Source organism: Rhodococcus sp. 3258, assembly GCF_031456475.1.
Taxonomy (GTDB): Bacteria; Actinomycetota; Actinomycetes; order Mycobacteriales; family Mycobacteriaceae; genus Rhodococcoides; species Rhodococcoides fascians.
Map to the genome: position 1 here is coordinate 687,113 of NZ_JAVDUT010000002.1, position 23,368 is coordinate 710,480.

Below are 23,368 nucleotides of genomic sequence, written 5' to 3' on the forward strand. Positions count from 1 at the left end.
GTGCGGGTTCTACAGAGAGCGAGAGATGAGGTCTTTCATGACTTCGTTGGCACCGGCGTAGATGCGGGCGATGCGACCGTCGACGAACATGCGGGCGATGGGGTATTCCTCCATGTAGCCGTAGCCGCCGAAGAGTTGCAGGCAGCGGTCGACCACCTCGAATTGCCGATCGGTGGTCCAGTACTTGACCATCGCAGCCGTCGTCACGTCGAGTGATCCCGAAATATGCTTGGCCACTGCGTCGTCGACAAAGGTGCGGACGACGCGTCCGATGGTGGCGCATTCGGCGAGCTCGAACTTGGTGTTCTGCAGGTCGAACAGTGTCTTGCCGAACGCGTTTCGTGTCTTGGTGTAGTCGACGGTCTGCTGGACGGCGGCCTCGATCATCGCGGCGGCGGCAATACCGCAGATCAGCCGTTCCTGAGGAAGCTGCTGCATCAACTGCGCGAAGCCGCGACCTTCTTCACCCAGGAGGTTGGCAGCCGGAACACGTAGACCGTCGAAGCTGAGTTCTGCTGTGTCCTGGCCTTTCTGGCCGATCTTGTGCAGTACCCGGCCGCGGTGGAAACCTTCGGTGTCGTCGGAGACCTCGGCGACGAGCAGCGACAGCCCCCGCGCTCCGGCGGCCGGATCGGTCTTGGCGGCGATGATGATCAGATCGCAGTGAGCTCCGTTGGAGATGAACGTCTTTCCGCCCGTGACCACGTATTCGTCGCCGTCGCGCACCGCGCGGGTGGTGATGCCTTGGAGGTCGGATCCGGTGCCCGGTTCGGTCATCGCGATCGCGCCGATCCACTCGCCCGAGCACAGCTTCGGCAGCCACTGCTGCTTCTTCTCCTCGGAGGCGTAGGCCAAGAGGTAGTGCGGAACGATGCCGCTGTGCACACCCAACTGCATGGCCGAGTCGCCTGCGCGGACCTGCTCCTCGAACAGCACCGCCTCGTGGCGGAAGTCGCCGCCGCCTCCGCCGTACTGCTGGGGTATCGACATTCCGAGGAGTCCATGGTTGCCCGCACTCCGGTAGACCTCGCGGCTGGGGCGTCCGGCCGCCGCGAATTCCTCGCGGTGCGGCGCGACCTCCTTCTCGAAGAAGCTGCGGGCGAGCTGTCGGACGTCGGCGAGCTCGGTGGTGACGTCGTCGGTGCGGTCTGCGAGTGCAGTCATGGAGGGTCCTCGGGTCGGAGCGTACGACGCGTTGTTGGCGCTGTGCCAATAACGATGCACCGACGTGGCCACGGATGTCAACCATGTTCTGCGGCGGGTGAGTTCTCTAGCTGTCCGTGGAGCGGAGCAGTGCAACGTCCGAGACGAGGCGGATGTGCTCGGCCATCGCGCGTCCGGCCTCGATCGAATTCTGTTGCCGCACAGCGTCGGCGATGCGGCGGTGGTGTTCCAATGAAGTCTGCGGACGGTTCGACTGCGACAATGATTCGATTCGAGTTTCGCGAATCAGGCCGGCGATTTCACCCATGAGGCGGGCGAGTAGCGGCGAGTGTGCGGCTTCGGTGATGGCGTGATGGAACAGCTCGTCGCCGGAGTCGCCGCGATTTCCGTCGGTGATTTCCGAGGCCATCACCGACAGGGCGTGGTCGATCGCCGCCATTTCGGCGTCGCTGCGGCGGGTTGCGGCGAGCTCGGCGAGCTTGACCTCGAGTGCCTCACGGGCTTCGATCACCTCGGGCAGGCGATCGGCGTGCTCGCGCAGGGCGCGAATGGCCATGTCTCCCACGGGCCGTCGCACGAGTACCGCTCCGTCGCCGTGGCGGACGGCCAGTATGCCCTGTACTTCGAGCGCAACGAGGGCCTGGCTCAGCGAGGCTCTGCTGACGCCGAGGTGACCCGCCAGTTCACGCTCGGGCGGGAGTCGATCGCCGGGCTTCATGTCGCGATCGGCGATGTGTTTGCACAGCTGCTCCACGATGACCTCGTACAGCCGTGGTCGGGTCACCGGGCGAATTTGCTCAGCCACTGTGTCACTCGCTCTCTGCTCCTCTGGACCCCCACCTTAACCGTCGGGTAGGTAGTGGCCCGGGTCATAGCAACTGTTGACAAGTGATCCACTTCACTGGTTCAGTCTGTAAAGACTCAGTGGCTAGTCCAATTGGCCACGGAACCCGAGCGCCCGCTCGGGGGACAACCTCAGACGAACCGGAGACCTTCGATGTCGACCGAGTTGATACCCATCATTGCGCTCGTCGTTATGTTCCTCGCAGCGACCGTGTTCCCGGTGAACATGGGCGCGCTGGGGTTCGTGGCGGCGTTCTTCGTCGGAACCATTGCCGTGGGCATGGGCACCGACGACATCATCGCCGGCTTCCCGAGCAGCTTGTTCCTGACGCTGGTCGGTATCACGTACCTCTTCGCGATCGCCCAGAACAACGGCACGGTCGACCTCCTTGTCCGCGGTGCGGTGCGGCTGGTCGGTGGCCGGGTCGCCCTGATTCCGTGGGTCATGTTCGGTATCACCGGCGTGCTGACCTCCATCGGAGCGCTGGGACCGGCAGCCGTGGCCATCGTCGCACCGATCGCACTCGGCTTCGCGGCGCGGTACAAGATCAACGCCCTGCTCATGGGCATGATGGTCATTCACGGCGCACAGGCGGGCGGGTTCTCGCCGATCAGCATCTACGGCGTCACGGTCAACAACATCGCTCAGAAGGCGGGTCTGGTCAACAGCCCACTCACCTTGTTCCTGGGCAGCATGCTGTTCAACGCCGCAATCGGTGCGTTGCTGTTCATGTTCCTGGGCGGACGCGCACTTCTCGGACGTAGCGTGCACGACGAGGACGGCACCCGCCCCGAGGGAGATTCGGGCGGAGTAGGCGGGAGTGGCTCGAGGACTGTCATGCGCGGCTTCGGATCGTCGACGCCCAAGCCGTCCGGTCAGACGGTCACGGTCGAGAACGCGCCACCCCTGGCCACCGCCGTCAAGGCCATCACGTTCGATCAGATCCTCACGCTCGTGGGGCTGGCCTCGCTGGCGTTGTTCTCACTCGTCCTCGATCTCGATGTCGGCTTCGTGTCCATGACGGTCGCCGTGGTCCTCGCCCTGGCGTCGCCCAAGGCGCAGAAGGGTGCGATCAACCAGATCAGCTGGTCGACGGTACTGCTCATCGGTGGCGTGCTGACGTTCGTCGGCGTACTGCAGGAAGCCGGCACGGTCGAGTACGTCGGTGATGCGGTTGCCGGCATCGGCATTCCGCTGCTCGTGGCTCTGTTGCTGTGCTACATCGGTGCCATCGTCTCGGCGTTCGCGTCGTCGACGGCCATCCTCGGTGTCACCATCCCGCTGGCCGTTCCGTTCCTGCTCGCCGGCGAGGTCGGTGCCATCGGTGTGATCGTGGCCCTGTCCATCGCCTCGACGATCGTCGACGTCAGTCCCTTCTCCACCAACGGCGCTCTGGTGCTGGCCAACGCCCAGGACATCGATCGGGACGTCTTCTACAAGCAAATCCTGAAATACAGCGCGTTGGTCGTCGTCATCGGCCCGTTGATCGCCTGGGCGGTACTGGTCGTGCCCGGCTGGCTCTAACTCTCGAGCTGCGCGGACGTCCGAGAACTCGATCTTGACTTCCCCTCGGATCGCTGGTCCAATGAAATTGGCTAGGCCACTGAGTCAATATGCCAATTGCCACCCCTCATCGCTTTCGACGTAAGGATCAATTCGATGCCCCTCAACACGACAGGCAGAACCGGACCGCTCGACGGCACCGTGGTGGTGGATCTGACGCGCGCCCTGGCCGGCCCGCACGCGGCGATGATGCTCGGAGATCTCGGCGCGGACATCATCAAGGTCGAGACCCCCAAGGGCGGCGACGACACCCGGGTGTGGGGGCCGCCTTTCGTCACCCCGCGTGACGCGGAGCGCGAATCGACGTATTTCCTCTCGGCCAACCGCAACAAGCGGTCCATCGCTCTCGACCTCAAGACCGACGACGGCCGAGAAGCGTTGGAGCGCATGATCGAACGCGCGGATGTTCTGCTCGAGAACTTCCGCACGGGAGTGCTCGATCGGCTCGGCTTCTCGCCCGAGCGCATCGCCGAGATCAACCCGCGCACGGTCGTGCTGTCGATCAGTGGATTCGGACACGACGGCCCCGAGGGTGGCCGATCCGGCTACGACCAGATCGCTCAGGGCGAGGCCGGGTTGATGTCGTTCACCGGCTCCGGCCCCGACGATGTTCAGCGCGTAGGGGTTCCGATCGCGGACCTGCTGGCCGGAATGTACGGAGCCTTCGGCGTTCTCGCTGCGCTGCGCGAGCGCGACCGCACCGGCCGCGGCAAGGTGGTTCGAACGTCGTTGCTGGCCAGCGTCGTCGGGGTGCACGCCTTCCAAGGCACCAAATGGACCGTGGCAGGCGAGATCGGTGAGGCGCAGGGCAACCACCACCCGTCGATCTGTCCGTACGGCCTCTTTCCCACTTCCGATGGAGCCGTGCAGATCTCGGTGGGCAGCGAGGGCCTGTGGCATCGCTTCTGTGAGGGCTTCGGTATCGATCCCGACCTCGAGGGCATGGCGACCAACCCGCAACGCGTCGACAGTCGCGACGACGTCGTCGAACTCGTGTCCAAGATCTTCCGCACCTACGAGACCGAGCCGTTGTTGGCGCTTCTCGACGAAATCGGTGTTCCCGCAGGCAAAGTACGCAACGTGCAAGAAGTGTACGAGTGGGAGCAGACCAAGTCTCAGGGCCTGCTCATCGACGTCGAGCACGAGACGCTGGGCACGGTGACCCTGCCCGGGCCGCCGCTGCGATTCTTCGAATCCGACGGCACGGAGGTCACCGAGAACCGGCATCTGGCACCGCCGGTCCTCGGAGCCGACGACGAACTCGTCCGCGACTGGTTGAAAGAAGCGATCCGATGACGAGGATGACCGCGCTCGAACTTCTCGATCTGGTGATCGATCCCGGGAGTTTCGAGTCGTGGGACAGCCCGGCTGCCGACTACGTCATCGACGACGAGTACGCGAGCGAATTGGCTGCGGCGCGTGAGAAGACGGGTCTCGACGAATCCGTTCTCACCGGATCCGCGACCGTGCGCGGCCGCACGGTGGCAATCCTGTTGGGCGAGTTCGCCTTTTTGGCCGGATCCATCGGAGTGGCCGCCGGTGAACGTTTGGTCAGCGCGGTGCACCGATCCACCGCCGAGCGGCTTCCACTGCTCGCGTTGCCGACCTCGGGTGGAACGCGCATGCAGGAGGGCACCGTCGCGTTTCTGCAGATGGTCAAGATCACCGCGGCGATCACCGCACACAAGGCAGCGAATCTGCCGTACATCGTCTATCTGCGCCACCCCACCACCGGCGGCGTCTTCGCATCCTGGGGATCGCTCGGTCACGTCACCGTTGCCGAGCCCGGTGCGCTCGTCGGATTCCTCGGGCCCCGCGTCTACGAGGCGTTGTACGACGCGAAATTCCCCGCCGGCGTGCAGACCTCGGAGAACCTGCAGGCGCACGGACTCATCGACGCCATCCGTCCGCCCGAGCAGCTCGGTGAGATCGTCGACCGGGCACTACGCATCATGACCGACGTGCCGTCGTGTCGCGTCCGGCATTCCGATGCTCTCGAGTGGGAGATCGAGGACGTGCCGGCATGGACCTCCATTCTGGCCTCACGCAGGAGCGATCGGCCTGGGGTACGCGAATTGCTGTTCAACACAGCGGCAGACGTGTTACCGCTCAACGGAACCGGTCAGGGCGAGTCCGATCCGGGCCTCATTCTGGCGCTCGTCCGGTTCGGCGACATGCCGTGCGTTCTTCTCGGGCAGGACCGGAGGAGTCAGACGACGAAGACGCCACTCGGCCCCGCGGCTCTGCGTGAGGCCCGACGCGGCATGCGGCTGGCGCAGGATTTGAAGCTTCCCCTCGTCACCGTCATCGATACTGCCGGTGCAGCGCTGTCCAAGGAGGCGGAGGAAGGCGGCCTGGCCGGCGAGATAGCACGGTGTATCGCAGACATGGTCGACCTCGAAACCCCCACGCTCTCTTTGCTGTTGGGGCAGGGAACCGGCGGCGGTGCCCTTGCGTTGGTGCCGGCGGATCGAGTTCTCGCTGCTCAGCACGCCTGGCTCTCGCCGTTGCCGCCCGAGGGTGCCTCGGCCATCGTGCATCGCGACACCACCCACGCCGCCGAGATGGCGACCAAGCAGGGAGTGCGCTCGCTCGATCTCTTCCGGGCCGGTGTCGTCGACATCATCGTTCCCGAGTTGCCCGACGCCGCAGACGAATCACAGCAGTTCTGCGATCGAGTGGGCGCGGTACTGCACCGAGAACTTGCCGAGCTGATCGCTCAGGACCCTTCGATGCGGATGATCGCGCGCGAAAAGCGTTTCAATCGAATCGGTTTTGCGGCTGCCGCTGTGTGATATCCGCCGAGCTCGAAGTTATGGACGGATTTCAGGCCGAATGTGTCCATAACTTCGAGTTCGGCGAGAATCAGGACTCGAGCCAGGCGGCGAAAGTAGTAGTGGACAGTTCGGCCCCATCGCCTGGAACCAGTTCACGGCCGTGCAACAGTGCGCCGAAGTACGGAGCCTGGTCGTCGGCGACGACGGTTCTGCTGTCGCCGCGTGCCTTCAGACCTCTTTCAACGAACTCGTTGAGCCCGAACGCTTCCGGGCCTCCGATCTCGATCGTCTCGTTACGCGGTGCCTCGAGAGCGACACGAGCGACAACGGTCGAAACGTCGTGTGCCGCGATCGGCTGGACGAGACCCGAGCTCAACCGGACTTCGTCGCCCGTCGTCGCGCCCTGTGCGATGGCGGAGAAGAACTCGAAGAACTGCGTTGCGCGCACGAGGGTGTACGGAATCGACGATGCGCGAATCAGTTTCTCTTGAGCCACCTTTGCGCGCAAGTAGCCGCTGGCGGGCAGTCGGTCGTTGCCGACCACGGACAGTGCAACGTGGTGCTGCACGCCCGCACTCGCTTCGGCTGCGAGGATGTTGGTCGTCGCGCGTGTGAAGAAGTCCAACACGGCCGCGTCCTCGAACGACGGTGAATTCGAGACGTCGACAACGATATTCGCACTGACGAGAGCATCGGCCAGGCCCTCGCCGGTCAGAGTATTCACACCGGACTTGGGCGACGCCGCTATCGCATCGTGACCGTGCTCGGTCAACATGCTCACAACTGCAGAACCTATGAGGCCGGTTCCGCCGATGACAACGATCTTCATGAGAATCCTCTCTTCGCCGCAGGAGGGGTGCCTGCGAGACGAGCCGGTCAACTCTTGTCTGCTGCCGGTCGCAGTGTTGACAGGGCAGCGCTCCGATCTGTGACACCTAGCGCGGCAGCGCGTGCAGCTTGTCCGGATTCATCACCCACAGGACGGTCCCGATCCCGTCCTCGGTGGCATCGATCGTCAGCAGCGTGGTCACCGTCGACTCACGAACGATCAGTACGGCAGCCCTTCCGTTGACCTGGATGAACGACGTCGTGGTTCCTATCCAGAAATGCGAGGAGAACGCCGCAACGAATGCGGCGACTCGGCTGCGTCCGACAATGGGTATTCGGGCTGCAGCCTTCACCTTGCCGCCGCCGTCGGACTGGCTCACTACGTCCTGCGCAAGAATCTTTTCCAGAGCGGCCAGATCGCCCCCCTTGGCTGCGGCGAGAAAGGCGTCGAGCAGTCGATGATGGCGGTCGGAATCGACAGGGGTCGGACGAGCGTCGGCCACATGTCTGCGGGCGCGCGTCACCAGTTGACGCGCGTTGGCTTCGGTTGTCTCCACTATGTCGGCGATCTGGCCGTACGGATAGTCGAATGCTTCCCGGAGAACGTACGCGGCTCGCTCACGAGCCGGAAGTCGTTCCAGCACAACTAGAACGGCAAGCTCGACCGTGGCGTCGTTGTCTGCCACCGTCGCCGGATCGGCTCGGGTGTCGATCGGTTCGGGCAGCCACGGGCCGACGTACGACTCCCGCCGCACCCGCGCCGACTGCGTGACGTTGATGGCCAGGCGTGTCGTGACGGTGGTGAGGAAGGCGAGTGAATTACGGACGGTGGTGCGGTCGGTGGCGTGCCACTTCAGCCAGACATCCTGCACCACATCTTCGGCCTCGGCGGCGCTGCCCAGCATGCGATAGGCAATCCCGAACAATCGCGGGCGTGCCAGCTCGAATGCGGCGGTGCCGTCGTCGGTCATCGGCGTGGTCTCACTCTCTGTCTCGTGGGGACACTATCGTCCTTGGGGTGGCTGGCAATGCTCGGGACCCCGGAGTCTCGGTGGCTGCGCGCCTGCTGGCCCTGCTCGGTGTGTTCGACGAGAAAGCTCCGTCGCTGACCTTGACCGACCTGGCCGCCGGTGCCGACCTACCCATCGCCACTGCGCATCGGCTGGTGCGAGAACTGGTGGAGTGGGGCGCGTTGGTCCGGGGCGACGACGGGCGCTACGTCGTCGGTAGGCGGTTGTGGAAGCTGGGCTTGCTCGCACCCGATCAGTCCGATCTCCGCGATATCGCGTCACCGTTTCTGCACGACATCTACGGAGCGACCCTTGCGACGGTGCACCTGGCCATCCGCGACGGGTGCGAAGTGCTCTATCTCGACAGGTTGGCCGGCCACGCATCGGTTCCCGCGGTCAGTCGCGTCGGCGCTCGGCTGCCGCTGCACGCCACCGGCGTCGGCAAGGTGCTGCTGGCGTACGCGCCGCGGGAGGTGCAGGAGCAGGTGATGCGCTCCCTGGATCGCCTCACCCCGTACACGGTGACGCATCCTGGGCAGCTGGAGAGCGAGTTGCGTCGAGTGCGTCGCGAGGGCTTCGCGCAGACGGTCGAGGAGATGACACTCGGTGCGTGTTCGGTGGCTGTGCCGGTCCATGCCGGCGACAGTGTGGTCGCCGCATTGGGAATCGTGGTTCCCAAGCTGGGCCGCGATCGGGTGAGACTGGTTGCCGCACTTCAGGTTGCGGCCCAGGGGATCGGACGAAGTCTCGGCGGGTAGTCGGCCGTTTTCACTCAGTGGAAGTGCGGTCTTGTTCGGCTCGAAATCCCGGGGTCTACTGCATGCATGCGTACACAGGTTGCCATCATCGGTGCAGGGCCCGCGGGTCTGCTGCTGTCCCACCTGCTCGACGAGCAGGGGATCGACTCCATTCTGATCGAGTCACGTACTCAGGAATACGTGCTCTCCCGAATCCGGGCCGGAGTCCTCGAACACTCGACGGTCCAGTTGCTCGACGAACACGGACTCGGTGAGCGTCTGCACCGCGAGGGCGACGAGCATCGAGGCATCTACCTGCAGTGGCCGGAAGAGCGGCACCACATCGACTTTCGTGATCTCGTCGACCGGAGTGTCTGGGTGTACGGGCAAACGGAGGTCACCAAGGACCTCGTCGTGGCACGCGAGAAGGCCGGCCAACAGATCTACTACGACGTCTCGGATACGGCGTTGCACGACGTCGAATCCGACGCCCCCTACGTCACGTTCACCGACGCGTCGGGCAACGCGGTGCGAATCGACGCGACAGTCGTTGCGGGATGCGACGGTTCCTTCGGACCGAGCCGGGCGGCCATGCCCGATTCGGTGCGCAACACCTGGGAAAGGGTCTATCCCTACTCCTGGCTCGGGGTGCTCGCCGATGTCGCCCCCTCGACGGACGAACTGATCTATGCCTGGCACCAGGACGGCTTCGCCATGCACTCGATGCGCTCGTCGACGGTCAGCCGGCTGTATCTGCAGGTGCCGAACGGAACCGATATCGACACGTGGTCCGACGACCGCATCTGGGATGCGTTGGCGACCAGGCTCGGTCACGGTCAGGACGGGTGGACTCTGAACCCCGGCCCCATCACCGAGAAGAGCGTGTTGCCGATGCGCAGCTACGTGCAGACACCGATGAGACACGGCAACCTGTACCTGGCCGGCGACGCCGCGCACATCGTGCCGCCCACCGGAGCGAAGGGCCTCAACCTCGCGGTAGCCGACGTGGCTCTGCTCGCGCCTGCCCTGGCGCAGAAGCTGAAGGGGAACGATTCGCGGGCCGCAGACAGCTACAGCGACGACGCACTTCGACGCGTCTGGCGCTGCACCCACTTCTCGTGGTGGATGACCACGATGCTGCATACCGGCGACGACCCCTTCGACGCGCAATTGCAACTCTCGCAACTGAAATGGGTGGCGTCCAGCGAGGCGGGTGCCATGGGACTGGCGGAGAACTACGCCGGATTGCCGATCGGATTCTGATCGGCGGGCGGCGTGTGCACCGCGAGGAATTGATCGCTCCGACTTATCAATGAGCTGCAAATAGGTCTTTGTCATCAATGGATTGCGGGCTTACTGTGGGCAGGGTCACGCCTGAGCGTGGTACGAACCGACAGGAGGCAACCGATGGAACTGAGGCATCTTCATCAGTTCGTCGCCGTGGCCGAGACCTGTCACTTCGGTCAGGCAGCCAAACGCCTGCATCTGGCGCAGCCGGCATTGTCTCAGTCGGTCCGACAGCTCGAGGCCGAACTGGGCGTCACCCTGCTCACCCGAACCACGCGTCAAGTGAGCCTGACTCCGGCGGGCGAGTTCTTCTACCGCGAGACCGTCCGCAACCTCGACAATCTCGAACGCAGCAACCGCGGTGTCCGACGCATCGCCGATGGCCGGTACGGGTTGGTACGTATCGGCTTCACCGGCACGGCGGCATTCGATCAGTTGCCGCCGATCGCCCGTGCGATCAAGCAGCGCCTTCCCGGGATCGCGCTCGAAATTCACGGGGATCTGTTGACCCCCGCTCAGGTGGAGGGATTGCGGTCGGAGCAGCTCGACGTCGCGGTTCTGCGGCCACCCGTGGCAGGTGACGACCTCGTCGTACGCACCATCACCACCGAGTCGCTGCTGCTTGCGGTGCCCGTCGATCACCGGTACGCCACCGAGGCAGCGCTCGGCATGGCCGACCTCATGTACGAGGACTTCGTGATGTATGCGGACACGCACTCGGTGATGAACGACGCCGTGGTGCGTAGTTGTCGCGCAGCGGGTTTCAGTCCTCGTCGTGAACACGAAGCCCCGGACACCTCGGTTCTGCTGGCGCTCGTCGCGGCCGGGTTGGGTGTGGCATTGGTTCCCGAATCCGTCCGCGCTCTGCAGTTGAACGGCGTCGTGTTCCGCGACATCGCCGGAGCGAGCACGATCGACCTGGCATTGGCGTGGCACCGCGACCGACCGTCGGCACTCGTCGATGCGCTGGTCGCAGCGTTGGAGGACGCGGGAGTGCTCCCTCCGCTCGAACTATCCGTACCGCCTGCTCAGTCGAAGGGTGCGTTGTGAAAATCGTTGCTGTGGAGGCTATCCCGTACTCGATTCCGTATCGAAAGCCGCTGAAGTTCGCCAGCGGCGAGGTCGATGCGGCCGACCACGTTCTCGTACGCGTTCATACCGACGACGGTGTCGTCGGAGTCGCCGACGCTCCGCCTCGGCCGTTCACGTACGGCGAGACCCAGCGCGGGGTGGTGGCGGTAATCGAGACCCTGTTCGCGCCGGCCGTCGTGGGACTGCCGCTCGCCTCGAGGGAGGTGGTCAATGCCAAACTTGCTCGTACAGTGGGTAACCCGGTTGCCAAATCTGCCGTGGACATGGCCATCTGGGATGCGCTCGGGCAGACACTCGACCTACCCGTCACCGAACTCCTCGGCGGCTACACCGACCGTATGCGAGTGAGCCACATGCTCGGATTCGACACGCCTGCAGCGATGGTCGACGAGGCGAGTCGGATGCGAGAGACATACGGCATCGGAGTCTTCAAGGTCAAAGTCGGGCGACGGCCCGTAGAGCTCGACACCGCCGTGGTCCGCGCACTGCGAGAGGGGCTCGGTGAGACGGTCGAACTGTACGTCGACGGCAATCGCGGATGGACCGCTGCCGAATCTGCGCGTGCCATGAAAGAGATGTCGGATCTGGGGCTCACTCTTGCCGAGGAACTGTGCCCGGCCGACGACGTCCTCGGGCGTCGTTGGCTGGTACAGCAACTCGATGTTCCGTTCGTTGCCGACGAATCGGCGACGACCCCGGCGGAGGTCACTCGCGAGATCCTCGGTGGGTCCGCAACGGCCGTCAGTATCAAGACCGCTCGCACCGGATTCACCCGCTCGCTCCGCACTCATCACCTGTGCGAAGGGCTCGGTGTCGACGTGGTGATGGGAAACCAGATCGACGGCCAGCTCGGCACAGCCTGCACCGTCGCCTTCGGCGCGGCCTTCGACCTCACCTCACGCCGAGCAGGCGAGCTGTCGAACTTCCTCGACATGAGCGACGACCTGCTGACCGAAAGCCTCGTCATCCGCGACGGCGAACTGCACGTACTGCCGGGCTCGGGCCTCGGCGTGCGTATCGACCCCGACAAACTCGCGAAATACCGCACCGACAACTGATCTTCAGCACCGAAGAACGCAACTGTGAGCCAAGGAGTTCTCCATGAGCATCGACCACGCACCCTCGACGGAATCCGCTACCGAGGTGGCCACCGCAGCCGCGTCGGGGGCGAACGCCACCGAGCGTTTCACCTCCGACAAGCAGGCAGCCGCCGACACCCCGCCGGAGCGAGTCAGTCTGCTTGCTCGACAGGTCATTTCGGCAGTCCATGACACGATTCGCGAACACAAGGTCACTTACGACGAGTACAACGCCCTCAAGGCCTGGCTGATCAACGTCGGTCAGACCGGTGAGTGGCCGCTGTTCCTCGACGTCTGGGTAGAGCACGTCGTCGAAGAAGTTGCCGGCGAAACCCGTGAAGGCAGCAAGGGCACCATCGAAGGTCCGTACTACGTTCCGAATGCCCCGGAACTCGGGTCGGCCGCGATCCTGCCCACTCGCGACGGCGAACAGGGCACACCGCTGCTGTTCCAAGGTCAGGTCACGAGCGTCGACGGTAGCCCACTGCCGCATGCGGTCATCGAGATCTGGCACGCCGATTCCGACGGCTTCTACTCGCAGTTCGCGCCCGGAATCCCGGAGTGGAATCTGCGCGGCACGGTCACGGCAGACGATCAGGGCAACTTCTGGATCCACACGATGAAGCCCGCCCCGTACCAGATCCCGACCGACGGGGCCTGCGGCAAGCTGATCTCCGCGGCCGGCTGGCACCCGTGGCGTCCTGCACACCTGCACCTCAAAGTTGCGGCTGCCGGGCATCAGCAGATCACCACCCAGCTCTATTTCCCGGGCGACGCACACAACGACGACGACGTCGCCAACGCCGTCAAGCCCGAACTGATCCTCGATCCTCGGGAAGTCGACGGCGGCCAAGAAGTGACGTACAACTTCGTACTCGACAAGGGCTGAGCCACATGCTTTTTGCCGTGAAGATGCACGTCGCATTGCCGCAGGACCTCGATGCGGACGTACGAGCGGACACCCTCTCCAGGGAGAAGGCGTACTCGCAGCAACTGCAGCGGGACGGGGAGTGGGTGAGCATCTGGCGCATTGTCGGCCAGTACTCCAACCTCAGCATCTTCGATGTCCGGGACAACGAGCGGCTACACGAAATCCTGTGGAATCTCCCGCTGTTCCCGTACATGACGATCGAGGTGTCCCCGCTCGCGCAACACCCGTCGGACATTTCCGCGGGGTGATCGACCCCGCCGAACTCGAAGTTGGGGACGGAATTTCCGCGGAATCCGTCCCTAACTTCGAGTTCGCGGGAAGATCCGGTCGACGACGCGGTGGGCGATCAGCTCATGCGTCGACTGGTCGGGGTGCAGCCTATCCGGCAACGGGTGGTCCTCGACATCGTTGTCTCCGTACAGTTCTCGGCCGTCCAGGTATTGAAGATGGGGGTCCGCGGTGGCGCGCTCGGACACGATGCGGGCGAGTTCCTCGCGGATCACGGTCAGAGTCAGCTTTCCGGCACGCACCTCGGCGGGATCACCCGTCGCTGCGAATTTCACCGTGCCCGACGCCAATGCCGCCGGATCGAATGCACCTGGGCCGGGGGTGTTCTCGTGGATGGGGCACAGCAGCGCGGAGATCACGAACAGTGGGGTGTGGGGGTGACCGTCGCGGATGGTGTCGAGAAATCCGTGCACCGCGGAGGTGAATGCGCGTAGCCGCATCACGTCGGAGTTGACGAGGTTGATTCCGATCTCGAGGCTGATGAGGTCGGCGGGCGCGTCCCGAATGGCCGTCGCTACGAAGTGATCGAGCAGTGCGCTTCCGCCGAAACCCAGATTGCGCAGTTGCACACCGGCTGTCGCGGCGGCGAGGGCCGTCCAGGTGGTGCTGGGCCCTGTGGCGTTGGACCCCTGACTGATGGAGCTGCCGTAGTCGATCCAGATCGGTCGGGTGTCGATAACGGGTGAGACAGCGGCGTCGGTACGCAGCGCGACCAGTTCGATGATTTCGTTGTGCGGCAACCAGATTTCGACGTGTTTGTCGATTGCGGACAGCCCGGAGAACCGCGCGACACCAGTCGGCTCGACCTGATCGGTGACCGACCCCGTCGCCATGTCGATGGTCGTGGTGATGCCACCCGTCGTCGAAACGCGCTCGATGAGGACGCCGTCGATTCGCAGGTCGAACAGCCCGTCCGGCCGCGGCGGGAGGCCCAGGAATGTGCGACGGGTCGCCACTGCCTCGATCTCGATGATGGTGGCGGTCGTGGTGAAGACCAACCGAACTCCGGACGGCTGAGATTCCGCCATCGTGAGCTGGGGGTCGGTGAAGCGCTGACGAGCTCCGCGTGGCAGTCGATGAGGAAGCACGCCGTTGTCGGTTCGTTCCAGCTCGGCCGCGCCGTGCAGAAGTGTGTCGGAGATGTCGGTAGTGATCATGGTGGTCTCGATCTCTGGAGTGTCGGGCTGAGGTAAGGGCAGCTGGCGCACCTGCCTTCCTATATGAACCGTATATTTGCCTAATGCATTTAGGCAAACCGTTTCGCACACGGATGGGCCGCACGTAATTAAGGTGGCCACATGCGCATCGACGAGTATCGGACGTACGACGGCCTCGGGCTGGCCGAGTTGGTCTCCACAGGCGATGTCACCCCGCGTGAACTTCTCGATTGCGCACTGGAGCAGGCGAAGTCGGTGAACCCGGGTCTGAACGCGATCGTGCGTCCGATGCGCGAGGAGGCCGAGCAACGGCTGGCCGGAACGCTGGAAGGTCCGTTCGCCGGGGTGCCGTTTCTGATCAAGGACCTGTCGCAGGATTACGCGGGGCTGCCCACGTCCAGTGGTTCGCGTGCACTCACCGAGCTGCCGATGCCAGAACACGCGACGGTGGTGCAGCGCTGGCTCGACGCAGGCCTGGTCATCTTCGGTAAGACGAACACCCCGGAATTCGGTGCCAAGGGAATCACCGAGCCGGCAGTGTTCGGCCCGGCTCGAAACCCGTGGGACCGCAGCAGAACTCCCGGTGGTTCGTCGGGTGGCTCCGCCGCGGCGGTCGCGGCCGGGATCGCGCCGGTGGCGGGAGCGAACGACGGCGGCGGCTCGATCCGCATTCCGGCGGCCTGCTGTGGACTCGTCGGGCTCAAGCCCGGCCGCGGGCTGGTGCCGTCGGGACCGACGTTCGGCGAGCCGATGCACGGGGCCGCAGTGCAGGGCGTGGTGTCGCGGTCGGTCCGCGACACCGCCGCGATGCTCGATGTCCTCGCCGGTGGTGAGCCGACGTCGGGATACTCGTCCACGCCGCCGCCCGACGGGTTCCTGTCTCGGATGGACACCGACCCGCGGCCGTTACGGATCGGCATGTACGCCGCGACCTCGGTGAATCCGTCTCCGGCCCCGGAGGCGATCGCTGCGATGGAATCGGCGGCGACCACGCTCGGCGAACTGGGCCATACCGTCGAACTCCTCGAGGCCCCGCCGTTCGACGACGCAGCGCTCAACCGCGAATTCCTGCTCGCCTGGTTCACGTACCTGGCGTGGGAAATCGAAGAGGTCAAGCGCAGAACCGGGTGCGGTGACGACGCATTCGAGCGGGACACCCGAATCATGGCCGCGCTCGGCCGATCCGCGAGCGGAGTCGACTACCTCGATGCGGTGGAGGGCCGACACGTGCACGTGCGGGCCCTGGCCACATACTTCGAAACGTACGACCTGCTGCTGACCCCGACTCTGGCCGAGCTGCCCCCGAAGATCGGGGCGTTCGAGCTGGCGAAGCCGCTGCAGTTGGCATCGGACTTGCTGTTGCGCAGCCGAACTGCGGGAATGCTCAAGTACACCGGCATCGTGGATCAGATGATCGACGAGAACATCTCGTGGATCCCGTACACCCAGACCGCCAACGTCACCGGGCGTCCCGCCCTGTCCGTTCCGCTGCACTGGACGAGCTCAGGATTGCCCATGGGCGCACACTTTCTCGCCCCGCTGGGGGGGGAGGGGCTGCTCGTCCAACTCGCAGCGCAGTTGGAACGAGCAGTGCCCTGGGCTCATCGCTACAGCGACATCAGCTGACAGACAGCGACACCGGCTAGCGGGTCGCTCCGAGCTGGACCTTGCCTGCGATGCCGGACGGACGCTGTCGCACGGTGCCGTCGACGATGTCGACGACTCCGCCTGCCCAGTCGGGATCGGTGTCGGCTGCGGCCTGAGGATCGGCGTGTGCGTCCGTACCTTCCTCGGCTGCCACCGTGATGGAGCGTTCCAAGGCCTCCCGCACACTGAGCAACGTCGTATCCGGTTCTGCGAACACGTCCGTCGCGGCATTACCGCGTCGCACGACCATGTCGTGGGTCAGGCTCTCCACCAAAGAGATCACGGTGCCGGGCGGCATCGCGGTGATGACTGCGACCGCGCGGCCGACCAGCCCCGTCGGCAGCAGTGGCACCGGAATCTGTGCTCGGCGCAGACCGGCGACGCTGCCGTACGCCTGCAGGAGTTCCGGGTAGCTCATCGTCTCGGTGCCGCCGATGTCGAACGATCCGGGACGGGCTGTATCGCCGAGGGCGCGGGCGATGATGGCGACGACGTCCACGACGGCGATCGGCTGCACCTGCCTCCGCATCCACGTCGGAATCGGCGTCACCGGCAGTCGCTCGGTCATGCGTCGCACCAACTCGAACGACGTCGATCCGGAACCGAGGATGATGGCGGCCCGGAGGACGGTGGCATCGACGGAACTGTCGAGGAACGCCTCCTCGACCTGCAGTCGGGAGCGCAGGTGATCCGACAGCGGAGTGCCGTCGTCGGGAATCAGTCCGGACAGATAGACGATTCGCTGGAGACCGTTGCGTTCCGCAGCAGCGGCCATCGACTGCGCCGCGTGGCGATCCTTCTCGACGAAATCGCCCTCGTCCATCGAGTGAACCAGGTAGACCACCGCGTCGACGTTCTCGGTAGCGGAGTCGAAGCTGTCGTGGTCGTCGAGGTCGAAGTGCACTGCCGTCACGTGCGCGCCCCAGGCGAAACGCGACTTCTTCTTGGGGTCACGCATCGCGGCGTGTACCTCGTGGCCCTGTTCGAGAAGCACGGGGATCAGCCGAGATCCGATGTATCCGGTTGCGCCGGTGACCAGCACTCGCATGAGATTCTCGTTTCTGTAGACAGGGGTCATACCCTGTCCGGGCAGTCTCACTCCCCGCTTCCGGTGCCGGATGACACACTGTGCAGGTGAGTGCGCGCATCAGGAACAACGTGAAAGTCGTCGGAGCTGCCGACGGCCCGGTCGTGATGCTGGCGCACGGCTTCGGCTGCGACCAGACGTTGTGGCGAGGCGTCACCGAAATCCTGGCTTCGCGATTCCGTATCGTCCTGTTCGACCACGTGGGGGCTGGGGCAGCCGACCCCGCGGCCTGGGACGCCGAGAGATACGCCCACATGAGCACGTACGCCGCCGACATCGTCGAGATCGCGCAGGAACTCGACCTGACCGACGTCACGTTGGTCGGTCACTCGGTGGCGTCGATGATGGGGGTGCTGGCCGCCACCGCTGCGCCCGATCGATTCACCAAGTTGATTCTGCTGACTCCGTCCCCCCGGTACATCGACGACGGCGACTACCGCGGCGGCTTCAGTGCAGAGGACATCGACGAACTGCTCGAATCGCTGGACAGCAACTACCTCGGTTGGTCTGCATCGATGGCATCGGTGGTCGTGAACGCACCCGATCGACCGGAACTCGAGAACATGTGGACCGCGAGCGTGTGCCGAACCGATCCGGCGTGCGCACGGGTGTTCGCCCGCACCACCTTTCTGTCCGACAATCGGGCGGATCTGCCTGCAGTACCGGTGCCGACGTTGATCATCGACAGTGCGCGCGACTCGCTCGCACCGCCTCAGGTCGGCCGGTTCGTGCACGAACAGATCCCGGGGAGCGTCCGCATCACGCTCGACGTCAGTGGCCATTGCCCGCAGATCACCGCACCCGAACTGACGGCCGAGACCATCGCGGACTTCGTGAGACCGTCGTGATCGATGACCTCGATGTCGAGGACCTGTACGAGAATGCGCCATGCGGGTACCTGTCCGTACGCCCCGACATGCGGATCGCGCGACTGAACTCGACGCTGGCAACCTGGCTGGGCTTCGAGGTCGACGCGCTGGTCGGCACCGACTTCGGGGAGCTGCTCACCGTCGGTGGACGCATTCACTACGAGACCCACTTCGGGCCGATGCTGTTGATGAACGGCAAGCTCGACGGCATTGCACTGGACCTGGTGACGGCGGATCGTCGACGGCTGCCGGTGTTCATCACGGCGAACGTCAAGATCGACGCAGAGGGCCGGCCGGTACTGATCCGCATCACGGCGCTCGACGCTCGCGATCGCCGTACTTACGAGCGCGAATTGCTGCAATCACGCACGCGTGCAGAACTGTTGGCCAAGACGCTGCAGCGGTCGCTGTTGCCGCCCGCACTGCTACCGCCGTCGGGGATGACCGCCGCGGCGCACTACCGGGCAGCGTCCCGCGACGAGGTGGGTGGCGACTTCTACGACCTGTTTCCGTTGTCCGACGACTGCTGGGGCTTCTTTCTCGGCGACGTCTGTGGCAAAGGTGCATCGGCGGCCGCTGTGACGTCGCTGACGCGGTACACGTTGCGCGCGGCAGCGGTGTACGACGAGAACCCCGTCGCGGTGCTGCAGAATCTGGATTCTGTTCTGCGGCAAGAGTTTCGGGACGCCAATGCACAGTTCTGCACCGCAGTCTTCGGCATTCTGAGCCGAACGGACACCGGATTCGAGGTATCGATGGCCAGTGGCGGGCACCCCCCACCGCTGGTCCTTCGTGCCGACGGAACCGCCCACTACGTGCCCATGACGGGCGGCCAGCTGATCGGAATACTTCGGCACGCTCGCTTCGTTCCGGCGACCGTCACGCTCGAAGCAGGGGACACCCTGATGCTCTACAGCGACGGTCTCACCGAAGCGCGAGTCGGCCGGGGCCGATACGACGACGACGGTGCCCTGCTGGAATTCGCGACGGCGCACGCTCCGGCGACTCCGGCAGCGATCGTCGACGATCTGCGGTTGCTACTGCGCAGCTTCGGCGACGGGCTGGCCGACGACGCCGCCGTGATGGCACTGGGCGTATCCCCGGCCCCCGACTCAGCCGAGGGCAGCGAGGGCTGACGCCAGGTCGGCGTGCAGGGTGAATTCCTGATCCAAGCCCATCAGCTTGATCGGCCGGCTGGTGGTCGGTCCGTCTGCGACGACCGAGAACGACAGGGACTCTCCGTGATCCTGTTGCGCCGTCGCGAGAACGGTCATGGCCGCCGAGGCCAGGAACGACACTCCGCTCAGGTCGACGATCAGTGCAGCCGGGCCGGTCGCGGTCTGTGCGGTGATGGCCTCGGACAGTGCCGGAGCGGTGGTGACGTCGAGCTCGCCCGCTACCGAGATGACGGCCGCGCGCCCGTCGTTGGAGGACTGGATCGAGAATCCTGCGGCGTTCGTGTCGACTGGCATCTGTACTCCTGAATCGTTACCCGCCGCGCTCGTCGACGGGGGATGCGGACCATTCAATCAGGCGGTGTCAGCGGAGCGTGACCTGAGTTCCTCGAAGCGCAGGCGCGCCCACCGTCGTGGTCCAGGAGGGGACGGCCTCCGGTGCGATTCCGGTGGCACCGCCGTAGATGACGGCCAGGGTCTGCTGCTCGGTGACCGAGCCCGCGTACGACGCGGGAACAGGAGAGAGCTGCGGAGCCGAGAGCACCGGGATGTTCTGCTCGCCCGGGTTTCTGGTCGGCACCTGGTACGAGCCGTCGTTGGGTGACCCACCCGGGTATTGCGGGAAGTACTCGCCCGCATTGCGGTCGAGCGGGGTGTAGCAGCTCGGTCCGCGGGTCTGCTCGAACAGCCGTGGCTCGTCCTGGTTCGGCAGGTACCGACCCTTCGGGTTGACGAACGGCATCGAGACGTTGATGCCGGGATACTCGTCGCCGACGCCGGTGACGATTCTGCCGCGTCGGGCCCCTTCGGCGAACTGCGCGACCGTGCAACCCAGGGCGGGGGAGAACTCGGCCAGCACTTCGAGTGCCTCGCGCGAATTCGCGGCGAGACCGATCAGCTGCGTCGAGTTCGCCTCGAGAAAGCCGGCCGTCGTGTTCGAGGCGGATGACACCGACGTGTACAGCGTCGCGAGCGCGGATTGCTTCTCGACGACGGTGTTGCCGGTGGTCCGCAGATTGTCGAGAGCGCTGACCAACTCGGGAGCTGCATCGGCGTAGGTCTGGGAGAAGTCCGCCAATCCGCGTAGGTCCTGCTGGATGGCGGGGAGTTCGGTGTTCAGTCCGGAGAAGATGTTCTCCAGCCGATCGATCGTCAGGCCCAGCTGTTCTCCGCGGCCGCTGAGCCCCTGTGCCAGTGCGCCGAGGGTGTTCGAGAGATCCTGTGGCGGCACGGCTTGGAGCAACGGCAGCAGGCCGTCGAGCAATTGCCCCACCTCAATGGCATTTCCGCTGCGATCCTGCTTCAGCACGGTGCCCTCGGTGATGGGCGAACCGGGCTTGCCGTCCGGCGGAATCAACGCGACGTACCGCTCACCGAAGAGAGTCTTGGGCAGCAGGCGAGCCGTGACGTTCGAGGGGATCATCGGCGCTTTGTCCGGCTCGATCGCCAGTTCCGAGGTGACGACGCCGTCGGTGGTCGTAGCCGATCGGACCTCGCCGACGATCATGCCGCGCACCTTGACGTCGGCATTGCGGGGCAGCGCGTTGCCGACGCTGTCGGTCTCGAGGGAGACGGTCACGACGTCGACGAATGTCTTGTTGTACGAGGTGACACTCCACCCGACGAACACCACGATGAGCACGACCAGTCCGATTCCGAGGAGACGGTTCTGCACCGGCGAAGGGGCGCCGGTCATGCGACGGTCTGTGCGACAACAGCAGTCATGACGCGAACCTTAGTGCTACATAGAGTCACACTTACTGCTCCGACGCCCCTTCTGAGATGCACCTATCAGTGCCGGGGTGATGCGATACAGATCACACGCAGTCGGTGTGTCAGTCTGCGATCAGTTGCGTCGACGAGAACCAGCCGTCTCCGCCGCGTTCGCGCTGACGACCGATGACGTATCGGCCGGGTGCAATTCCGGTGGCCCCGTGTTCGGGGTGAATGAGGTAGGCGGTCTCCGAGTTGCTCAGGATGCCCAGAGCGAGGCGTCGAACGTCGTGCACCGGACTCGACCACGTGCATCCGCGGCCGTCGGCGACGAGGCTGTGCGGATTGCCGCCCGCCGCACTGCGGAGTAGTTCGATGCCGGACAACGGCACGGTCTCGTGTCGTGTCCGTTCGGTGGTGACGACGATGCCGTCGAGTACGGCGAGCGGGACGACGATCAGATCTCCCTGGGCCTGCGACCCGTTGACGACGGGCACCGATATCTCCTTGTCGAGGTAGTCGAAGACATCCAGACCGGTGCGGTCGGTGAGAGTGGACAGCGTGATGTTCGAGTTCATGGGGTCACCTGTGGTTGGTCGTTGGGGTGGGTAGTTGTGGTGTGGGTATCGATGGACTTCGTGCGGAGTCACGTACGGCGGAGGAGCCGGGCATAGTCGGCTCCGGCCAGACCGTAGGTCCAGCCTGCCGCGTCGATGGCGGAGGTGAAGGCGGCGGGGACCCGCAGGCCGTAGCGGCGACGCCGGCCATCGCGTTCACGGGAACCGTTGACGGCGAGCAGAATTCGTCCCCCGTCCTGCCAGCCCTCCGGTGCTGCGTACAGCTCCAGGGTGCAGCCCGGGTTCCCCGGATCCTGGCCGGCGTCGACAAGACGTAGGCCCGCCTGCTCCAGATAGGTGTCCCAGCCGATCCGTTCGATGGCGCTTCGTCGCACTTCGACATTGCGTTCGACGGTGATGCGGTCGACCGTGGGATTGTCGATCACCCAGCTCGAAACGACGGTGCCGCTCAGTACGTGGACTGCGCTGCCGTCGGCGAACTCCACGGCCGGGCCCTTCGAATTGTGCAGCCGCACTTCACCGTGCGGCGAATCAGGCAACGGTTCGACGTGTACTGCGGTGGGCCGTTCGGCCATCACTGCGATGTTCTCGAACGCCCACCACCACCCCGTCGACTCGATGAGGGCGGTTTGGACGTCGAGTAGTTCGACGTCCTCGAAAGAGAACCGTGCGAGGCCGTGGCGACGGAAAGCGTCGTAGTAGGCGACGCGATGGGCTTCTTGTTGGCCGTACCAGGTGATGGAGCCGAACGGGCGGGGAGTGGTCGTGCGGATGGCAGTGGCAATTCCGTCGAACAGGCTGGTGTGCAACGACGCACGGACGGTCCGGTCGATGATGGGATCCGGGCTGATCCCGGCGAGGGCCGCCTCGATCGGGGTACCGCGGGCGACGATGCCGCGGACTCGAAAGTCGTTGCTGCCGTTGGTTGTGCTCCACCGGTCTTCCCGCGGCCATTCGATGTGGCGGCGCTCGATGATGCGGTCCATGCGGTGCCGGGAGTCGGACAACATGGTCGCGATCGCGGCGTCCACCTCGGTGCCGGCGGTGGATATCGACGGTGTTCTCGCCAAGTGTCTGCCGGCGATGAAGGTCGCTGCAGCCCGAGGCGACGGCACCCAATGGAACTCGGGCTCGTCGAACCCGGCAGATCGATACAGTTGTGCCACAGCATGTTCCGCGACAGATCTGTCGGCTGGGCCGGCTTTCAGTCCGTAATCGAGCCACCGGTCGCGTTGCGCACAGACCGCGCGGATGTCTTCGGCGTAGGAATCGGGATCTTCGGAGAATGTGCCTCGACGGGGGAATGTCGACGGCATCGGCACGGCGCTCACTTCGGTGAGGCGGTGTCCGCCTTTCCTGTTGTCATGAACCAAGAGTGACACGAGATTCGGCCGAGCGCAAGGGTTGCCCACGTGCGCGGAAGTTCGTAGCAGGGGTCGAGTTTCCGCTCAGTGATACTGGAGTTGTTCGTCGAGGTGGAAGGTATGACTCGTTTCCGCTCTGACGCCGATGGCTGTCTTTCATGTGATGTGTCGGCCTTCG

At 64.8% G+C, this 23,368-nt stretch carries 22 protein-coding genes; 12 read left to right on the forward strand and 10 right to left on the reverse strand.

Features of this window, described 5'->3' with window-relative positions:
• Positions 1–9 precede the first annotated feature (9 nt).
• Together J2X62_RS10740 and J2X62_RS10745 are read right to left on the reverse strand one after the other, a co-directional pair.
• Positions 10–1,164, reverse strand: coding sequence for an acyl-CoA dehydrogenase family protein (locus J2X62_RS10740; RefSeq protein WP_310180320.1), 1,155 nt, complete (start codon positions 1,162–1,164; stop codon positions 10–12).
• A 106-nt stretch (positions 1,165–1,270) separates the two neighbouring features.
• Complete coding sequence (locus tag J2X62_RS10745) at positions 1,271–1,969, reverse strand: FadR/GntR family transcriptional regulator (RefSeq protein ID WP_032367871.1); 699 nt, start codon at positions 1,967–1,969, stop codon at positions 1,271–1,273.
• A 192-nt stretch (positions 1,970–2,161) separates the two neighbouring features.
• Between J2X62_RS10745 and J2X62_RS10750 the strand changes: the two genes are divergently transcribed.
• The 3 genes from J2X62_RS10750 (at position 2,162) to J2X62_RS10760 (ending at position 6,366) form a co-directional block, all read left to right on the forward strand.
• The gene (locus J2X62_RS10750; RefSeq protein WP_094651586.1) at positions 2,162–3,532 is read left to right on the forward strand and encodes an SLC13 family permease; all 1,371 of its coding nucleotides are present in this window, start codon (positions 2,162–2,164) and stop codon (positions 3,530–3,532) included.
• A 135-nt stretch (positions 3,533–3,667) separates the two neighbouring features.
• Positions 3,668–4,867, forward strand: coding sequence for a CaiB/BaiF CoA-transferase family protein (locus tag J2X62_RS10755; protein ID WP_032373533.1), 1,200 nt, complete (start codon positions 3,668–3,670; stop codon positions 4,865–4,867).
• On the forward strand, positions 4,864–6,366 hold the full coding sequence (locus J2X62_RS10760) for a carboxyl transferase domain-containing protein (RefSeq protein ID WP_167328403.1): 1,503 nt from the start codon (positions 4,864–4,866) through the stop codon (positions 6,364–6,366). Before J2X62_RS10755 ends, J2X62_RS10760 begins: the two co-directional genes overlap by 4 nt.
• Positions 6,367–6,436: 70 nt before the next feature.
• Here J2X62_RS10760 and J2X62_RS10765 read toward each other — a convergent pair whose 3' ends face one another.
• Both J2X62_RS10765 and J2X62_RS10770 read right to left on the reverse strand, forming a co-directional pair.
• Positions 6,437–7,177, reverse strand: coding sequence for an SDR family oxidoreductase (locus tag J2X62_RS10765; protein WP_027494691.1), 741 nt, complete (start codon positions 7,175–7,177; stop codon positions 6,437–6,439).
• Positions 7,178–7,283: 106 nt separating this feature from the next.
• Positions 7,284–8,147, reverse strand: a complete 864-nt coding sequence (locus J2X62_RS10770; protein WP_310180328.1) for an RNA polymerase sigma-70 factor — start codon at positions 8,145–8,147, stop codon at positions 7,284–7,286.
• A gap of 47 nt (positions 8,148–8,194) precedes the next feature.
• Between J2X62_RS10770 and J2X62_RS10775 the strand changes: the two genes are divergently transcribed.
• From J2X62_RS10775 to catC, 6 genes are all read left to right on the forward strand, one after another.
• Positions 8,195–8,944 (forward strand): IclR family transcriptional regulator, encoded by a 750-nt coding sequence (locus tag J2X62_RS10775; RefSeq protein WP_027494689.1) that lies wholly within the window; start codon positions 8,195–8,197, stop codon positions 8,942–8,944.
• Positions 8,945–9,010: 66 nt separating this feature from the next.
• A complete protein-coding gene (locus J2X62_RS10780) occupies positions 9,011–10,186 on the forward strand; it encodes a 4-hydroxybenzoate 3-monooxygenase (RefSeq protein ID WP_048317033.1) in 1,176 nt (391 codons plus the stop codon).
• A 144-nt stretch (positions 10,187–10,330) separates the two neighbouring features.
• Complete coding sequence (locus J2X62_RS10785) at positions 10,331–11,260, forward strand: LysR family transcriptional regulator (protein WP_094693865.1); 930 nt, start codon at positions 10,331–10,333, stop codon at positions 11,258–11,260.
• Positions 11,257–12,360, forward strand: a complete 1,104-nt coding sequence (locus J2X62_RS10790; RefSeq protein WP_094693863.1) for a mandelate racemase/muconate lactonizing enzyme family protein — start codon at positions 11,257–11,259, stop codon at positions 12,358–12,360. Before J2X62_RS10785 ends, J2X62_RS10790 begins: the two co-directional genes overlap by 4 nt.
• Positions 12,361–12,403: 43 nt before the next feature.
• On the forward strand, positions 12,404–13,270 hold the full coding sequence (gene catA, locus J2X62_RS10795; protein WP_032367867.1) for a catechol 1,2-dioxygenase: 867 nt from the start codon (positions 12,404–12,406) through the stop codon (positions 13,268–13,270).
• Positions 13,271–13,275: 5 nt separating this feature from the next.
• Positions 13,276–13,560, forward strand: coding sequence for a muconolactone Delta-isomerase (catC, locus tag J2X62_RS10800; RefSeq protein ID WP_032385893.1), 285 nt, complete (start codon positions 13,276–13,278; stop codon positions 13,558–13,560).
• 51 nt (positions 13,561–13,611) lie between these two features.
• Here catC and J2X62_RS10805 read toward each other — a convergent pair whose 3' ends face one another.
• Positions 13,612–14,757, reverse strand: a complete 1,146-nt coding sequence (locus J2X62_RS10805) for an SGNH/GDSL hydrolase family protein (RefSeq protein WP_094693861.1) — start codon at positions 14,755–14,757, stop codon at positions 13,612–13,614.
• Positions 14,758–14,898: 141 nt separating this feature from the next.
• On the opposite strand from J2X62_RS10805, the gene J2X62_RS10810 reads away from it, so the two are divergent.
• Positions 14,899–16,383, forward strand: a complete 1,485-nt coding sequence (locus tag J2X62_RS10810) for an amidase (RefSeq protein ID WP_310180338.1) — start codon at positions 14,899–14,901, stop codon at positions 16,381–16,383.
• A gap of 16 nt (positions 16,384–16,399) precedes the next feature.
• On the opposite strand, the gene J2X62_RS10815 is transcribed toward J2X62_RS10810, so the two are convergent.
• Positions 16,400–17,452 (reverse strand): NAD(P)H-binding protein, encoded by a 1,053-nt coding sequence (locus tag J2X62_RS10815; RefSeq protein ID WP_204858581.1) that lies wholly within the window; start codon positions 17,450–17,452, stop codon positions 16,400–16,402.
• An 86-nt stretch (positions 17,453–17,538) separates the two neighbouring features.
• On the opposite strand from J2X62_RS10815, the gene J2X62_RS10820 reads away from it, so the two are divergent.
• Positions 17,539–18,339 carry an alpha/beta fold hydrolase gene (locus J2X62_RS10820; protein ID WP_032368041.1) on the forward strand — a complete coding sequence of 267 codons (801 nt, stop codon included), beginning with the start codon at positions 17,539–17,541 and terminating at the stop codon, positions 18,337–18,339.
• A complete protein-coding gene (locus J2X62_RS10825) occupies positions 18,339–19,496 on the forward strand; it encodes a PP2C family protein-serine/threonine phosphatase (protein ID WP_371828152.1) in 1,158 nt (385 codons plus the stop codon). Before J2X62_RS10820 ends, J2X62_RS10825 begins: the two co-directional genes overlap by 1 nt.
• On the opposite strand, the gene J2X62_RS10830 is transcribed toward J2X62_RS10825, so the two are convergent.
• The 4 genes from J2X62_RS10830 to J2X62_RS10845 form a co-directional block, all read right to left on the reverse strand.
• Positions 19,473–19,832: an STAS domain-containing protein gene (locus tag J2X62_RS10830; protein WP_032367862.1), complete on the reverse strand. Its 360-nt coding sequence runs from the start codon at positions 19,830–19,832 to the stop codon at positions 19,473–19,475. The two genes, J2X62_RS10825 and J2X62_RS10830, sit on opposite strands and share 24 nt — an antisense overlap.
• A 67-nt stretch (positions 19,833–19,899) precedes the next feature.
• On the reverse strand, positions 19,900–21,231 hold the full coding sequence (locus J2X62_RS10835) for an MCE family protein (RefSeq protein ID WP_032373529.1): 1,332 nt from the start codon (positions 21,229–21,231) through the stop codon (positions 19,900–19,902).
• Positions 21,232–21,370: 139 nt separating this feature from the next.
• The gene (locus tag J2X62_RS10840) at positions 21,371–21,826 is read right to left on the reverse strand and encodes a hypothetical protein (protein ID WP_027494677.1); all 456 of its coding nucleotides are present in this window, start codon (positions 21,824–21,826) and stop codon (positions 21,371–21,373) included.
• Positions 21,827–21,894: 68 nt separating this feature from the next.
• Positions 21,895–23,142, reverse strand: a complete 1,248-nt coding sequence (locus J2X62_RS10845) for a DUF6745 domain-containing protein (protein WP_310180347.1) — start codon at positions 23,140–23,142, stop codon at positions 21,895–21,897.
• Positions 23,143–23,368: the final 226 nt, after the last annotated feature.